The sequence below is a fragment of the Kitasatospora setae KM-6054 genome, assembly GCF_000269985.1.
Taxonomy (GTDB): Bacteria; Actinomycetota; Actinomycetes; order Streptomycetales; family Streptomycetaceae; genus Kitasatospora; species Kitasatospora setae.
In genome coordinates this window covers 3,826,413-3,840,857 of sequence record NC_016109.1, presented here as the reverse complement: position 1 = coordinate 3,840,857, position 14,445 = coordinate 3,826,413, and the positions used below count along the sequence as shown (strand labels likewise).

Below are 14,445 nucleotides of genomic sequence, written 5' to 3'. Positions count from 1 at the left end.
CCGCCGGCCCGCCCGGGCCGCGCCCGTCAGCCCGCGCGCCGCGCCTGTCAGCCCGCGCGCCGCGCCTGTCAGCCCGCGCGCCGCGCCTGTCAGCCCGCGCGCCGCGCCTGTCAGCCCGCGCACCGCGCCCGTCAGCCCGCGCACCGCGCCCGACGGCCCGTCCGCTTCACCGCTGCACCGCCTGGCGGACCGTCAGCGCACATTCACGCCGCCCCGCAGCCGGGGCCGTCGAGGGGGAGGATCCACCATGGCCATCACCGTGCCCGAACGCGGGCAGCACGGCGAGAACGCGACGGTCGCGGCCGTCGACGGCGGGCGCGACACCGCCGAGGCGATGGCCCTGCTCGGCCGGGCCCGTACCGTCGTCGACCCGGCGCTGCGGGCGGCGGTCGACACCCTCCCGGACTCGATGCGGCTGATCTCCGGCTACCACCTGGGCTGGCTGGAGGCGGACGGCGCCCCGAGCGCGGTCGGCGCGGGCAAGTCGATCCGCCCGGCGATGGTGCTGGCCGCGACCACCGCGGTCGGCGGCCGTCCGCAGGACGCGGTCCGGGCCGCGGCCGCCGTCGAGCTGGTGCACAACTTCACGCTGCTGCACGACGACGTCATCGACCGCGACCACACCCGCCGCCACCGGCCCACCGCCTGGCGGGTGTTCGGCACCACGGGCGCGATCCTGGCCGGCGACGCCATGCACTCGCTGGCCCTGCGGGTGCTCGCCGAGGACCCGCACCCGGCGGCCGCCGCGGCCGTCCGCCGCCTCGCCGACTGCGTGGTCGAGCTGTGCGCGGGCCAGCAGGCCGACTGCTCCTTCGAGCAGCGCACCGACGTCACCCTCGCCGAGTGCCTGACCATGGCCGAGGGCAAGACCGGCGCCCTGCTCGGCTGCGCGTGCGCGCTCGGCGCGCTGTACGCGGGGGCGGACGCGGAGACCGCCGACGCGATGGACGCCTTCGGCCGCGAGATCGGACTGGCCTTCCAGCTGATCGACGACCTGATCGGCATCTGGGGCGATCCCGCGGTCACCGGCAAGCCGGTCGGCGCCGACCTGGCCGCCCGCAAGAAGTCCCTCCCGGTCGTCCACGCCCTCTCCTCCGGCACCCCGGCCGGCGCGGAGCTCGCCGCGCTGTACGCCACCGGCCGCCCGCTCAGCCCCACCGAACTCGCCGCCGCCGCCGACGCGGTCGACCGCGCGGGCGGCCGCGGCTGGGCCCAGACCGAGAGCTGCGACCGGATGGCCGCCGCCATCGCCCACCTCGCCGCGGCCGTCCCGGACCCGTCCGGCGCCGACGACCTGCTGGCCCTCGCCGAACTCGTCACCCGCCGGACGTACTAACCGGACGCCACCGGCCGGACGCACCAGCCGGACGCACCAGCCGGACGTACCGGCCGGGACGCCCGGCCCGCCTACCGCCCGTCGAGGATCCGCCGTTCCTTCGCCGGGTCGATGCCGAGCGGTGTGTCGAGCTGCCGGTAGCTGACCTCGGCGCGGCCGCCGGATTCGAGCCAGGCCCAGGTGTCGGTGACGGTGTCGAGGACCGGGCGGGTCCGGAGGCCGGCGGCGAGGGCGGTGGCGGGGTCGGCCTGCCAGGTGCCGTGCCAGCCGTCGGTGGCGGGGGCCCAGAGCGGGAGTTCGACCCAGGGGGAGACGTCGGCGGCGAGCAGGTCGGCGTCCGGGGTCCAGACGAGTTCGGCGTCGGAGCCGGTCGCGGTGCGGCAGGCGTCGAGGAACTCGCCGGTGGTGGTGGAGCGGATCGGCGCGGTGGTGACGTAGCGTCCGGCGGCCCGCCGTTCGGCGAGGTCGAGGCCGAACGCGGCGAAGTCGCGGGCGTCGATGAGGCTGAGCGGGCGGTCGGGGTGGCCGGGGGCGAGGACGCGGCCGCCGCGGGCGATCCGGTCGAGCCACCAGGGGAGGCGGCCGATGGGTTCGTGCGGGCCGATCAGCAGGCCGCAGTTGAGGATCGCGGCGGGTCCGGTGAAGTGCGCGGTCAGGGCGCGTTCGCAGCCGGCCTTGAGCGCATTGGCGAAGGGCTGGTCGGGCGGGAGGTCGCCGGGGCAGTCGAGGGTGGCGGAGTCGGCGTCGACGGGGTGGGCGGGCCAGTCGGCGAAGGCGTGGATCGAGGAGACGAAGCCGTAGTGCCCGGCGCGGCCGTCGAGCAGCCGGGCGGTGGTGGCGACGTCGTGGGGCTGCTGCCCCGAGGTGTCGACGACGGCGTCCCAGGTCCGGCCGTCGACGAGGCGCTCCAGGTCGGCGGGGTTGCCGCGGTCGCCGTGGACGGCCTCGACGCCGGGCGGGTCGGTGCGGCTGACGCCGCGGTTGAAGGTGGTGACGCGGTGGCCGCGGGCGAGGGCCTCGGTGGCGTAGGCGCGGCCGAGGAACTTGGATCCGCCGAGCAGAAGGATGTCCATGCCTTCGAGGGTCTCCGCCGCCGGGGCCGTCCATGCGCCGTGTTCACCGGCGGCGGAGCGGTTCTGCCGCCGGCAGACCACCGGCAGACCACCGGCAGACCGCCGGCCGCGCGCCCGGTCCCCGTCCGTCCTCGCCGCCGGAGTGCCGATGCCGCCGGAGTGCCGATCGAAAAGGGAGCACATAGCATCCGGGTGTACCGCTATGTCTGGATATTCCCTTTTGTGGGGGAGAAGGGTGGGCGAGATGGGCAACCCGGTCGGCGCGGATCCGGCGGCGGTGCGGCGGACGGCGGCGCGGGCGTGGGTCTGGGGGTACCCGCTGGTGGAGAACTACCGGACGATCTACCCGCAGGCGATCGACGACGCGGACCCCCGGTACGTCGGGGGGTTCGGCGTGTTCCGGCACTACCCGCGGCCGTTCACCCCGGAGAACACGGACGTGGTGACGCCCAACAACGACACCCCGTACTCGTGGGCGTGGCTGGACCTGCGGGCCGAGCCGTGGGTGCTGGAGAAGCCCGCCGCCGACCGCTACCACGTGCTGCCGGTGCACGACCTGGACACCGCGTACGTCGGCTTCGTCGGCTCACGCGCCACCGGGCCCGGCGCGGGCCGCTACCTGGTCGCGGGCCCGGGGCACCGGGCGAACCCGCCGGAGGGCTTCGACGGGGTGCTGCGGGCCGACACCAACCTGGTCGGGATCGTCGGACGGACGTCCTCGGCGGGGCCCGCCGACGTGCCGGAGGTCGAGCGGATCCAGGCCGGGTACGTGCTGAAGCCGCTGAGCGAGCACCTGGGCACGCCGCGCCCGGTCGCCGCCGAGCCGCTCTGGCCGGTCTGGCGGGGCGAGGAGGTGCTCGGCACGCTGGAGTTCTTCTCCCTGCTGGACTTCCTGCTGGGCTTCTTCCCGACCCTGCCCGCGGATGCCGAGCTGCGCGGCCGACTGACCGAACTGGGCATCGGCAGCGGTGACTTCGAGCCGGCGGCGCTGCCCGCCGAGGTGCGTGCGGCGCTGCTCGCGGGCATCGCGGACGGCCGGGCGGAGCTGGTCGCGGCGACGGACGGCGCGGCCACCGGCACCACCCTCTTCGGCACCCGGGAGCAGCTGGGCACCCGCTACCTGGACCGGGCCTGCGGCGCCCTCAAGGGCCTGTACGGGCTGCCGGTCGAGGAGGCCTGGTACGGCGGTTGGGAGTCGACGGCGGGCGGCCGGGAGCGGTCCGTGCTGCGCTTCCCGGCCGGCGGCCTCCCGCCGGCCCGGTTCTTCTGGTCGGTGTCGATGTACCGCCTGCCGGAGCGGCTGCTGGTCGCCAACGAGATCGACCGGTACTCGGTCGGCGACCGCACGCCCGGCCTGGTGTACGGCGAGGACGGCTCGCTGACGCTCTACCTCCAGCACGAACGGCCCACCGACGCCGCCGAGTTCGCGAACTGGCTGCCCGCTCCCGAGGGCCCGTACTTCGTCGCGGTGCGCGCCTACGGTCCGAAGCCCGAGCTGCTGGACGGAAGTTGGCAGCTCCCCACCCTCACCGCCCGCTGAAGTACCCGATCAGACAAGGACGTTCGGATGGCTGACGCCACACCCGAAATGCTGGCCGCCGAGGCCCACGTGTACGGCTCCCCGCTGGTGGCGGGCTTGGTCGCGGTGGACGGCATCGTCCGCCACGGGCTGGGCTCGATCGGTCCGACGCCGTGGAACACCTTCGGCCATGCCGCCGAACTCGGCGACGCCTCCTCGCACTTCGTGTCGGTGAACAACGACACGCTGTACTCGGTCGCCCCGCTGGACCTGTCGGCCGGCCCGCTGCTGCTGCACGTCCCGGACACCGGCGGCGCGTACGACGTGCTGCAGTTCGTCGACGCCTGGACGAACAACTTCGCCTACGTGGGCCGTCGTTCGTCCGGTACCGCCGAGCAGTCCTGGCTGGTGGCCCCGCCCGGTTGGCGCGGGACGGCGCCGGAGGGCGTGCCGGTGATCAGCTCGCCGACGGCGGTCGCCGTGATCCTCGGGCGCAACTACTGCGCCGGGCCGGACGACATTCCCCGAGTGCGCGAACTCCAGGGGCAGTTGACGCTCACCCCGGTGGACGGGGGCGCCGCGACGGGCCTCCCGGAGCCCGACCCGGGCGTCCCCGGGGACCTGCTGTTCCTGGAGCGGCTGCGGCTCTGGGCGGCCGCGTTCCCGCCCGCCGCCGCCGACGTGGAGTTCCAGCGCCGCTTCGCCCCGATCGGCCTGCACGACCAGGGCCGCTCGCCGTACCTGGACGGCCCGCCGGAGTGGGCGGCGGCGCTGGCCAAGGGTCTGGCGGCGGGCCGGGAGCGGGTGGAGGCGGCGACCGCCGGCGCCGACGACGCCACCGGCGAGTGGGCCGCGAACCTGCACCTGTTCGACTACAACCTGGACCACCTCGGCCCCGGCACCCGCGACGAGCCGCAGTGGAAGATCGCCGACCGCCGCTCCGCCTACCTGTCCCGCGCGGTGGCCGCCCGGGCCGGCCTGTGGGGCAACCACGCCTACGAGGCCGCGTACGCCACCACCTACCACGACGCGGACGGCGTCGAGCTGACCGGCGCGCACGCGTACACCCTGCGGTTCGAGCGGACCCCGCCGGTGGGCGCGTTCTGGTCGGTGACGATGTACGGCACCCCGGAGTACCTGCTGGTCGCCAACGAGATCGACCGGTACTCGATCGGCGACCGCACGCCCGGCCTGGTGTACGGCGAGGACGGCTCGCTGACGCTCTACCTCCAGCGCGAACGGCCCACCGACGCCGCCGAGTTCGCGAACTGGCTGCCCGCGCCGGAGGGCGGCTTCCGGCCGATGGTGCGGATGTACCAGCCGAAGGACGAGGTGCTGGACGGGAGTTACCGGCTGCCCCCGATCCGGCTGCGCTGACCGGAAGGGCGAACCCGAGGAGAGGCGGGAACGGGGATGGGTGACGCGATCGGGCAGATGCTGGCCTCGGCGGTCGGCATCGCGATCAGTCCGCTGCCGCTGATCGCGGTGATCCTGATGCTGGCCACCCCGCGCGGGCGGTCCAACGGCATCGCGTTCACGGCGGGCTGGGTGGTGGCGCTGGGCGCGGTCACCACCGCGGTGGTGCTGGCCGGTTCGGGCATCGACAGCAGCGCGGGGACGCCGGACTGGTCGTACTGGGTGAAGCTCGGGCTGGGCGTGCTGTTCCTGCTGCTGGCGGCTCGGCAGTGGCGGGGGCGGCCGCGCGCGGGGCAGACCGCTGAGCAGCCCGGCTGGATGCGGGCGATCGACCGGTTCGGCCCGCCGAAGTCGGCGGGGTTGGCGGCGGTGCTGGTCGCCGCCAACCCGAAGAACCTGGTGCTGGCGGTCGGCGGCGCGGTCTCGATCGCCACCAGCGGCGCGAGCGGCGGCGGCAAGGCGGTCGCCGGGGCGCTGCTGGTGCTGATCGGCTCGCTGTGCACGCTGCTGCCGCTGGGCGTCTACCTGCTGGGCGGGGCGCGGGCGACCGAGGTGCTGGGCGGCTGGAAGGCGTGGATGTCCGCGCACAACTCGGCGATCATGATCGTGCTGCTGCTGGTCCTGGGCGTGAAGTACGTCGGCGACGCCGTGTCGGGGCTGGCCTGATGGGCCGGCCGGCGCCGCCCGGCCGGGGGCGGCCGTCGTTGCAAGGCCGGGGCCGGTCGCTGGGCCGGTCGCTGGGTCGTTCGTTGGGCCGCCCGAAGCCGAGCGACGTCACCTCCGGGCTGGTCACCGGCCTGTTCTCGATCCCGGAGGGCATGGCGTACGCGTCGATCGCCGGCTTCAACCCGGTCGCGGGCCTGTTCTCCGGCGTCGTCCCGGCGATCGTCGGCTCGCTGACCGCCCGTACCGTGCTGATGGTCACCACGCTGACCAGCGCCATCGCGCTGACCTCGCAGAGCGTGCTGGGCGACGCCGGGCTCGACCCGTCCGACGCCGGGAACGTGGCGATGCTGGGCGTGCTGTCCGGCGTGGTGATGCTGCTGATGGGCGTGCTGCGGCTCGGGGTGGTGCTGAGCTTCGTGTCGAACGCGGTGATGGTCGGCTTCTCGACCGGCATCGCGCTGCAGATCGTGGTCGGCGTGCTCAAGGACGCCACCGGGTACCGGCCGCAGGGCCACAACAAGCTGGCGCAGCTCGGCGACTGGCTGGTGCACGCCGGTTCCTGGGAGCTCGCGGCGACGCTGGTCGCGGTGGCGACCGTCGCGGTGTGGGTGCTGGCGCACGCGGTGAAGCGGCTCCGGACGGTGGCGCTGCTGGTGGCGATGGTGCTGGTCAGCGCGGGCGTGGCAGTGTTCGGCACGGACGTGGAGCTGGTCGGCGGCATCGCCGACATCCCGGCCGCGCTGCCGCACTTCACCGCGCCCGACTGGTCGGCGGCCTGGCACCTGCTCGGCGGGGCGCTGTCGATCGCGCTGGTGGCGCTCGCCCAGGCGGCCGGGATCAGCCCGTCGGTGCCCAACCCGGACGGCTCGAAGTCCAGCGTCAACGGCGACTTCACCGCGCAGGGCCTGGCCAGTGCCACCGGCGCGCTGTTCCAGTCGCTGCCGGTCGGCGGCTCGCTGTCGCGCACCGGCGTCGCGGTCTCGGCCGGGGCCGGGACCCGCTGGGCGGGCGTGTTCTCCGGCGTCTGGCTGGCGCTGATCGTGCTGGTCCTGGCGCCGCTCGCCGAGCACATCCCGATGCCGGTGATCGGCGGGCTGATCATCGTGGTCGGCGGCGAGCTGATCGTCGGCAAGGTCCCGGACGTCCGGCTGGTGCTGCGGACCTCGCGGCTGTCCGCCGCCGCGATGGTGGTCACCTTCCTGGGCACCACCCAGCTGCCGCTGCAGCAGGCGATCATCCTCGGCGCGGTGCTCTCGCTGCTGCTCTACTGCGTGCAGGCCGCCCGGCAGGCCCGGCTGACCGCGCTCGTCCCGGCCGGCGGCGGCCGCTGGCGGATCGCCGAGGTGCCCGCCGAACTGCCCGCCGGGCAGGTCACCGTGCTGGCCTACAGCGGTGTCAGCCTGTTCGCGGAGCTGCCGCTGATCGAGTCGGCCTGGCCGAAGGCGCCGGACGGCCCGGCGGTGCTGGTGCTGGTGGTGCGGGCCGTCCCCGACGTGCCCTCGTCCAGCATGGTCAAGCTGCTGCGCCGGAGGAACGAGGAGCTGGGCGCCCGCGGCGGACGGCTGATCGTCGCCGGGGCGCAGCCCTCCTTCGTCCGGCTCACCGAGCACACCGGGCTGGCCGGCGCGCTCGGCGCGGACGGAGTCGTTCCCGCCGACCCCGTCCTGGACGCCTCGCTGGAGGAGGCGGTGGCCCGCGGTGAGCGCTGGCTGGCCGGCGAGCGCACCGCGGCGGACTGACCACCCGTCACGGCGAGCCGGCGGCCGCGCCGGACGGGCTGGCGGAGACGGACGGGGACGGACCGGCCGAGCCCGGGCCCGAGGCCGACGGCGAGGGCGAGGCCGGGGGTGACGACGGCGGGGGCTCCGACGAGGGCGGCGACGACGGCGGCGACGCGGAGACCGAGGCGGAGGCGGAGGCGGACGGCGAGGGCTCGGCCGGTCCGGAGTCGCTCGCGGACGGCGTGGGCGCCGGGCTCCCGGTCGCCGCCGGGTCCGGGGTGGGGACGCCGCGGTGGTCGCTGCCGCCCTCCAGGGTCACCACGGCGGTGGACGGCGGCAGCGCCAGGCGCGCGGTCCAGCGGGACTGCGGGGCGCGCGCCTCGTCGACGGTGACGGTGACGGTGATCCGCTGGCCGGGCTCCAGGGTGCCGCCGTCCCGGCTCAGCCGCAGCCAGTCGACGTCCAGCACGGCGTGCCAGGCCAGCGGCCCGTCACCGGAGTTGGTGAGGGTCAGCACGGTGCGGCTGCCGTACGCGCCGGCCGTCACGGTCAGCCGGTCCCGGTCGGCGGCGGTCGGCGGCGGGGCGGGCTCGGGGCTCAGCGCGGGGCTGGAGAGCGGGGTGGCGCCGTGCGAGGGCACCGGCACCGCCGGGCCCTGAACGGTCGGCAGGGACGTTTCTGCGGCCACCGCGCCGGCCAGCTCCAGCACCTGCACCGGGGCGGCCGGCGGCAGCGCGCCGACCGCGCCCCCGACCGCGGTCGGCTCGGGCACCGGCACCCGCCGCCCGGGCGCCGCCGTCGGGTCGACCCGCACCGAGGAGACCGCGGTGGCGTGCTCCTCGCCGCCGCCCCGGTGCGCGCTCCACAGCGCGACCACCGGCGCGGCCAGCACCGCGGCCAGCACGCCGGTGGTCACCACCCGCTGCCGGACCGCGGCGCCGCGCGGTGCCGAGGGCATCCGGTGCCGGGGGAAGCCGCGCTGGTCGAACCGGGGTTCGGCGGGGCCCTGCGCGGCCCGCCGGCCCGCGGCCGCGCCGGTCAGGAAGGCCGCCCCGCCGGACGGCGCCACGCCGGGGCGCAGCGGCCCGGGCGCGGCCAGCAGCGGCAGGCCGGGCAGCCCGGCGAGGCCGTGGCCGAGCTGGCCGGCGACCCGTTCGGCGGTGCCCCGGCAGGTGGGGCACTCGACCAGGTGCAGGACGAGTTCGCGGCGCAGCGCCGGGCCGAGCACCCAGCCCCGCCAGGACTCCGCGCCGACGCCGCCGAGCTGGGCGAGTTCGGGGCAGGAACCGACGCCGAGGACGAGCAGCGCGGTCCTGGTCCGGCCGACCTCGGCGCCGGCGGCGTCCAGCAGGGCGGCGGCGTCCGCGGTGCTCAGGCCGAGCACCGCGGCGACCTCCGCGCCGTCCAGCCGGTGGCGGACCGCGAGTTCCAGCGCCTCGCGCTGTTCGGGGTCGGTGCCGGCCGCCTCGGGCCAGGCCAGCGAGGCGAGTTCGCGCCGCCGCTCGCGCAGCGCGCCGGGCGCCGGGACGCCGGGGGCGCCGTCCTCGTCGGCGGCGTCCCCTTCGAGGCGGGCCAGGCAGCGGTGCCGGGCCAGCGCGTACAGCCAGGCGCGCAGCAGCGCCGGGTCGTCGACCCGGTCGCCGTGCCGCCGGGCGAGGTCGCGGACTTCCAGGACGGCCGCGCTGGCGGCTTCGTGCTCGCAGAGCACGGACAGGCAGTAGGTGAACAGCCCGTCGACGTGCGCGCCGTACGCCCGGAGTGCCGGGGTCGGGTCGACGGGGTGGGGCTGGCCGGTGGTCACGGAACCGACGGTAGGCAGCCGAAACCCGCCGCCCGGAAGGTTTCCCCCGTTTGTCCTTCTTTCGGGTAACAGGACCGATTCCTTGTTCGCCTGGTTGACGCCGTTCGAGTGAGGTCCGGGCGTTGTCGGTGCGAGGCGCTACCGTGGCCCGCATGGCTGCCCGTACCAAGACCACCGCGAAGCCGCGCCCCTCGTACCGCTGCACCGAGTGCGGCGCCCAACTGCTGAAGTGGGTCGGCCGCTGCCCCGAGTGCAACGCCTGGGGCACGGTGGAGGAGCACGGCGCCGTCCCGGTCCGGACGACGGCGGCGGGGCCGGTCTCGGCGCCCGCCCGGCCGATCGGGCAGGTCGACGGGCAGGTGGCGACGGCCCGCTCGACCGGCGTCCCGGAGCTGGACCGGGTGCTCGGCGGCGGCCTGGTGCCGGGCGCGGTGGTGCTGCTGGCGGGCGAGCCCGGCGTCGGCAAGTCGACCCTGCTGCTGGACGTCGCGGCCAAGGCCGCCAGCGACCGGCACCGCACGCTGTACGTCACCGGCGAGGAGTCGGCCGGCCAGGTCCGGCTGCGCGCGGACCGGATCGACGCGATCTCCGACCACCTCTACCTGGCCGCCGAGCAGGACCTGGGCGCGGTGCTCGGCCACATCGAGGCGGTCAACCCCTCGCTGCTGATCCTGGACTCGGTGCAGACCATCGCGTCCGCCGAGCTGGACGGCGCCCCGGGCGGCCCGGCGCAGGTCCGCGAGGTGGCGGGCGCGCTGATCCGGGCCTCCAAGGACCGCGGCATGGCCACCCTGCTGGTCGGCCACGTCACCAAGGACGGCCAGATCGCCGGCCCCCGCCTGCTGGAGCACCTGGTGGACGTGGTGCTCTCCTTCGAGGGCGACCGGCACGCCCGGCTGCGGCTGATCCGCGGCGTGAAGAACCGGTACGGCGCGACCGACGAGGTCGGCTGCTTCGAGCTGCACGACGAGGGCATCGTCGGCCTGGCCGACCCGTCCGGCCTGTTCCTGACCCGCCGCGACAAGGCCGTCGCCGGCACCTGCCTGACCGTCACGCTGGAGGGCAAGCGCCCGCTGGTGGCCGAGGTGCAGGCGCTGATGGTGGACTCGCAGATCCCCTCGCCGCGGCGCACCACCTCGGGCCTGGAGTCGCCGCGGATCGCGATGATCCTGGCGGTGGTGGAGCGGCACGGCGGCGTGAAGCTCGGCAAGCAGGACATCTACACGGCGACGGTCGGCGGCGTGAAGCTCACCGAGCCGTCGGCCGACCTGGCGATCGCCCTGGCGGTGGCCTCGTCCTCGACCGACACGCCGCTGCCGAACAACCTGGTGGCGATCGGCGAGGTCGGCCTGGCGGGCGAGGTGCGGCGGGTGACCGGCGTGCAGCGGCGGCTGGCGGAGGCGCACCGGCTGGGCTTCACCCACGCGCTCGTCCCGCCGGACCCGGGCAAGGTCCCGGCCGGCATGAAGGTGGTGGAGGTCTCCGACATCGGCGAGGCGCTGCGCGCGATCCCGGGCCGCCGCCCCCGCTCGAAGCCGAAGGCGGACGCCGCGCCGCCCGCCCGCACGCCCGCCGACCCGGGCGCCCAGGCGCTCGCCCGGGCCCGCGCCCAGGCCCCGGTCCCGGCCTATCCGGAGGAGCTGATGGCGGGTTGGGAGCCGGTCGACTCGGACGAACTGGCCTGACCCACGCCCCGTCGCGGCCGTACGCAGTTAGACTTCAGCTGCTCATCGGCATCATGCGCAGGAACAACGAGAGACAGACCGTCGGCCGCCGCGGCACACGGTTCGGGTCGGCCCAAGGAGTCACGTGGCAGCCATCGACCGGGCGGACAAGTCCTCCCGCGAGGAGGCCCTGCTGCGGGCCTCCCTCAGTGCGATCGCGCCGGGCACGGCGCTGCGGGACGGCCTGGAGCGGGTGCTCCGGGCCAACACCGGCGGCCTGATCGTCCTCGGCTTCGACAAGAGCGTGGACGCGCTGTGCACCGGCGGCTTCGTGCTGGACGTCGAGTTCACCGCGACCAGGCTGCGCGAGCTGTGCAAGCTGGACGGCGCGGTGATCCTGGACAAGGACCACGCCAAGATCCTGCGCGCGGGCGTCCACCTGATGCCGGACGCGAACATCCCGACCGACGAGACCGGCACCCGGCACCGCACCGCGGAGCGGGTCAACCGGCAGACCGGCTTCCCGGTGGTCGCGGTCTCGCACTCGATGCGGCTGATCGCGATCTACGTCAACGGCGCCCGCCGGGTGCTGGAGGACTCCACCACGGTGCTGTCCCGGGCCAACCAGGCGCTGGCCACCCTGGAGCGCTACAAGCTCCGGCTCGACGAGGTGGCCGGCACGCTGTCCGCGCTGGAGATCGAGGACCTGGTCACCGTCCGGGACGTCTCGGCGGTGGTGCAGCGGCTGGAGATGGTCCGGCTGATCGCCGGCGAGATCGCCGGGTACGTGCTGGAGCTGGGCACCGACGGCCGGCTGCTGTCGCTGCAGCTGGACGAGCTGATCGCCGGCGTCGAGCCGGAGCGCGAGCTGGTCGTGCGCGACTACTTCCCGGACCGGGCGGCGAAGAAGGGCCGCACGGTCACCGAGGTGCTCGCCGACCTGGAGGCGCTGACCCACGCCGAGCTGCTCGACCTGCAGACCGTCGCCAAGGCGCTCGGCTACACCGGCACCCCCGAGTCGCTGGACTCCGCGGTCTCGCCGCGCGGCTACCGGCTGCTCGCCAAGGTGCCGCGGCTGCCGAACACCGTCATCGAGCGGCTGGTCGACCACTTCGGCGGCCTGCAGAAGCTGCTCGCCGCCTCCATCGACGACCTGCAGACCGTGGAGGGCGTCGGCGAGACCCGGGCCCGCTCGGTGCGCGAGGGGCTGTCCCGGCTCGCCGAGTCCTCCATCCTGGAGCGGTACGTCTAGCCCTGGCCGCCGTCCTCCGCGGGCGGCCGGACGGCGTACAGCAGCGCGAACAGCGCCACCTCGACGGCGTCCGGGTCGGTGGAGTCGCCCTCGGCGAACACCTCGTCCAGCGCGTCGTCCAGCCGGGCGCGCAGCCGCCGCAGCCGTTCGGGGCTGAGCCGGAAGGTGGCGTGCGCGAACTTGCCGGGGTGCGGGTTGCCCTGCGCCGCCGGGGTGAGGTCGATCCGGCCCGCCAGGAAGTCGCGCCGGAAGTCCGCGCGCACCAGGTCCATCGCCGCCAGGATCGCCCCCAGCGCGGCCGGCGGCTCGTCGCCCTCCGCGTAGACCTGCGGGGACAGCCGCAGTGACTGCTGGGCGGAGCGGTAGCGGCTCTCCACGATCCCGGAGACCAGCCGGGTCTCCGCCACGTACACCAGCCCGGTCTGCTCCAGCTGCTTGACGTGCCGGTAGAGCTTGGTCGGCGCCTCGTCGAGCGCCGCGGCGATCTCCTTCACCGACACCGGCTCCGGGTCGCGCTTCATCAGCACGCCGAGCACGGCCAGCCGCAGCGGATCGGCCAGCGCCTTCAACGTCGCGACGTCGGTGACCTCGCGTTCCTTCATCTGATCAGCCACGTTCACATTCAGCCATAGCGTCAACGCCCGCGCAATCATTACCCCTGTTGCAATCATTCACGTCATCGTGAATGATTGCTGAGGCATGAACATGGGCGCGAGCATGAACGGGGTACGAGAGATGACCACGACGACGACCGAACCGGCGGCCACCCCGGTGCCGCTGCGCCGCAACCGCCGCTTCCAGACCCTCTGGGCCGGCTCCGCCTCCGCGATGCTCGGCACCTGCCTCGCCGACACCGCGTACCCGCTGCTGCTGCTCGCGATGACCGGCTCCCCGACCGTGGCCGGGGCGTTCGGCGCCGTCCAGTTCGGCGCGTCGGTGCTGTTCGGCCTGCACGGCGGCACCGTCGCCGACCGGTACGACCGGCGGCGGATCCTGATCGCCGCCGACACCGTCCGGCTGCTCACCGCGCTCAGCGTCGTGCTCGCCCTGGCCGCCGACTGGTTGACCGTCCCGCACGCGCTGTTCGCCGCCGCCGTGATCGGCGCCACCATGGCCTACGGCGGCCCCTCCCGGATGCTCGCGCTGCGCGCCGTCGTCCCGCCCGAACAGCTCCGCCAGGCCCTCTCGCAGGACGAACTGCGGGTCAACGGCGCCGCGCTCGCCGGGCCGCCGCTGGCCGGCTTCCTGCTCGGCCTCGGCAGCGCGGTCCCGTTCCTCGCCACCGTCCTGACCTCGGGTCTGGCGCTCGGCGCGAGCGTCGCCGTCCGGTTCGACTCCGGCCCCGGGGCGGACAAGCCGGCGGACGGCCCGGCGGGGGAGCAGGGTAAGGAGAAGGGCGCCGCGCTGGCCGGCCTGCGCTACCTGCTCGCCCACCGGACGATGCGCGGCGCGGTGCTGATCGCCGCCGGGCTCAACCTCACCGGCTCGGCGATCCTGCTGGCCGTGATGGTCCTGCTCCGCGAGCACGGCACCTCCGAGGCGGGCACCGGCCTGGTCCTCACCGGCGAGGCCGTCGGCGGTCTGCTCGGCGCGCTGCTCGTCCCGCACCTGCACCGGCTGCTCAGCCCCGGCCGGCTGATGCTGGCGGTCGGTTGGGCCGCCGCGGTCGCCTTCGCCGCCTGCGCGGCGGCCTCCGGTCCGGTCCTGGTCTTCGCCGCCCTGGCCTTCGGCTGCCTCGGCGTCCCGTCCCTGCGGGTCCTGCTGGACGTCCTGGTCTTCCAGCGGGTCCCCGAGGAGATGCGGGGGCGCGCGATGGCCGGGACGATGACCCTCCTGATGGCGGGCGTCCCGCTCGGCACGATGGCCGCGGGCCTGCTGCTCGACCGGCTCTCCGCCCCCGCCGTCCTCACCCTGCTCGCCGCGGCCCTCGCCGCCGCCCTGCTCCCGCTCACCCTGGGCCGCACCCTGCGCAGTACCAGCTGGACCGAGTAGCGCCC

At 75.4% G+C, this 14,445-nt stretch carries 11 protein-coding genes; 8 read left to right on the top strand and 3 right to left on the bottom strand.

Features of this window, described 5'->3' with window-relative positions:
• Positions 1-334 precede the first annotated feature (334 nt).
• Positions 335-1,336 (top strand): family 2 encapsulin nanocompartment cargo protein polyprenyl transferase, encoded by a 1,002-nt coding sequence (locus KSE_RS16945; protein ID WP_231873377.1) that lies wholly within the window; start codon positions 335-337, stop codon positions 1,334-1,336.
• Between the two features lie 71 nt (positions 1,337-1,407).
• Here KSE_RS16945 and KSE_RS16940 read toward each other — a convergent pair whose 3' ends face one another.
• Entirely contained in the window at positions 1,408-2,409 is a 1,002-nt protein-coding gene (locus KSE_RS16940; protein WP_014136545.1) for an NAD-dependent epimerase/dehydratase family protein, read from the bottom strand.
• 244 nt (positions 2,410-2,653) lie between these two features.
• On the opposite strand from KSE_RS16940, the gene KSE_RS16935 reads away from it, so the two are divergent.
• From KSE_RS16935 to KSE_RS16920, 4 genes are all read left to right on the top strand, one after another.
• Positions 2,654-3,949 (top strand): DUF1254 domain-containing protein, encoded by a 1,296-nt coding sequence (locus KSE_RS16935; protein WP_106437959.1) that lies wholly within the window; start codon positions 2,654-2,656, stop codon positions 3,947-3,949.
• Between the two features lie 27 nt (positions 3,950-3,976).
• Entirely contained in the window at positions 3,977-5,305 is a 1,329-nt protein-coding gene (locus tag KSE_RS16930) for a DUF1254 domain-containing protein (RefSeq protein WP_014136543.1), read from the top strand.
• A gap of 36 nt (positions 5,306-5,341) precedes the next feature.
• Complete coding sequence (locus tag KSE_RS16925) at positions 5,342-6,010, top strand: GAP family protein (RefSeq protein WP_014136542.1); 669 nt, start codon at positions 5,342-5,344, stop codon at positions 6,008-6,010.
• 83 nt (positions 6,011-6,093) lie between these two features.
• Entirely contained in the window at positions 6,094-7,749 is a 1,656-nt protein-coding gene (locus KSE_RS16920; protein WP_014136541.1) for a SulP family inorganic anion transporter, read from the top strand.
• 7 nt (positions 7,750-7,756) lie between these two features.
• On the opposite strand, the gene KSE_RS16915 is transcribed toward KSE_RS16920, so the two are convergent.
• Positions 7,757-9,532, bottom strand: a complete 1,776-nt coding sequence (locus KSE_RS16915) for a BACON domain-containing protein (RefSeq protein WP_014136540.1) — start codon at positions 9,530-9,532, stop codon at positions 7,757-7,759.
• 152 nt (positions 9,533-9,684) lie between these two features.
• Between KSE_RS16915 and radA the strand changes: the two genes are divergently transcribed.
• Both radA and disA read left to right on the top strand, forming a co-directional pair.
• Entirely contained in the window at positions 9,685-11,217 is a 1,533-nt protein-coding gene (radA, locus tag KSE_RS16910; protein WP_014136539.1) for a DNA repair protein RadA, read from the top strand.
• 124 nt (positions 11,218-11,341) lie between these two features.
• Complete coding sequence (gene disA / locus KSE_RS16905) at positions 11,342-12,448, top strand: DNA integrity scanning diadenylate cyclase DisA (RefSeq protein ID WP_014136538.1); 1,107 nt, start codon at positions 11,342-11,344, stop codon at positions 12,446-12,448.
• On the opposite strand, the gene KSE_RS16900 is transcribed toward disA, so the two are convergent.
• Positions 12,445-13,062: a winged helix-turn-helix domain-containing protein gene (locus tag KSE_RS16900; protein WP_157850069.1), complete on the bottom strand. Its 618-nt coding sequence runs from the start codon at positions 13,060-13,062 to the stop codon at positions 12,445-12,447. The two genes, disA and KSE_RS16900, sit on opposite strands and share 4 nt — an antisense overlap.
• 121 nt (positions 13,063-13,183) lie before the next feature.
• Between KSE_RS16900 and KSE_RS16895 the strand changes: the two genes are divergently transcribed.
• Positions 13,184-14,440 (top strand): MFS transporter, encoded by a 1,257-nt coding sequence (locus tag KSE_RS16895; RefSeq protein ID WP_033259056.1) that lies wholly within the window; start codon positions 13,184-13,186, stop codon positions 14,438-14,440.
• Positions 14,441-14,445: the final 5 nt, after the last annotated feature.